We start from the raw sequence: 751 nt of genomic DNA, 5'->3' as shown, positions 1-751 counted from the left end.
AATCCTGCCCCCGCAACCAAATAAAATGCATGGAGCTGTGGTGTAGAGGCCTAACATGCCTGCCTGTCACGCAGGAGACCGCGGGTTCGAATCCCGTCAGCTCCGCCATTTTCATCAAGTAGTAAGGCCCGTTGGTCAAGGGGTTAAGACACCTCCCTTTCACGGAGGTAACAGGGGTTCGAATCCCCTACGGGTCACCACTATGGACGCTTAGCTCAGCTGGGAGAGCATCTGCCTTACAAGCAGAGGGTCGGCGGTTCGATCCCGTCAGCGTCCACCATCATATGCCGGTGTAGCTCAGTTGGTAGAGCGGCTGACTTGTAATCAGTAGGTCGAGGGTTCGACTCCTTTCGCCGGCACCATAGTTTTTCGGAGGCTTAGTGAAGTGGCTAAACACGGCAGACTGTAAATCTGCTCTCTACGAGTTCGGTGGTTCGAATCCATCAGCCTCCACCATTTCATACAACATATTGTGGCGGTCGTGGCGAAGGGGTTAACGCACCGGATTGTGGCTCCGGCACTCGTGGGTTCAAGTCCCATCGATCGCCCCATATTACCTTGGGGATTAGCCAAGCGGTAAGGCAACGGACTTTGACTCCGTCATGCATAGGTTCGAATCCTATATCCCCAGCCATTGTATGAGCCATTAGCTCAGTTGGTAGAGCACCTGACTTTTAATCAGGGTGTCGAAGGTTCGAGTCCTTCATGGCTCACCAGTATTACTTTTATCGTGCGCGTGTGGCGGAATTGG

The 751-nt window shown here is 53.4% G+C and carries 8 tRNA genes; all 8 read left to right on the top strand.

Going from position 1 to position 751, the window contains the following annotated elements:
* Window positions 1-31 precede the first annotated feature (31 nt).
* A tRNA-Asp gene (locus ACXX53_RS23075) sits at window positions 32-108 on the top strand.
* Window positions 109-125: 17 nt separating this feature from the next.
* Window positions 126-200: transfer RNA gene (locus ACXX53_RS23070), tRNA-Glu, on the top strand.
* 4 nt (window positions 201-204) lie between these two features.
* Window positions 205-280 (top strand) — tRNA-Val (locus tag ACXX53_RS23065).
* Window positions 281-286: 6 nt separating this feature from the next.
* Window positions 287-362, top strand: a tRNA-Thr gene (locus ACXX53_RS23060).
* Between the two features lie 9 nt (window positions 363-371).
* A tRNA-Tyr gene (locus tag ACXX53_RS23055) sits at window positions 372-456 on the top strand.
* 19 nt (window positions 457-475) lie between these two features.
* Window positions 476-551, top strand: a tRNA-His gene (locus tag ACXX53_RS23050).
* Window positions 552-559: 8 nt separating this feature from the next.
* Window positions 560-634, top strand: a tRNA-Gln gene (locus ACXX53_RS23045).
* Window positions 635-640: 6 nt separating this feature from the next.
* Window positions 641-716, top strand: a tRNA-Lys gene (locus ACXX53_RS23040).
* The last annotated feature ends 35 nt before the right edge of the window (window positions 717-751 follow it).

Source organism: Paenibacillus marinisediminis (genome assembly GCF_054343325.1).
The sequence above is the reverse complement of the archived record's forward strand: the minus strand, read 5'-3'. Positions and strand labels throughout refer to the sequence as shown.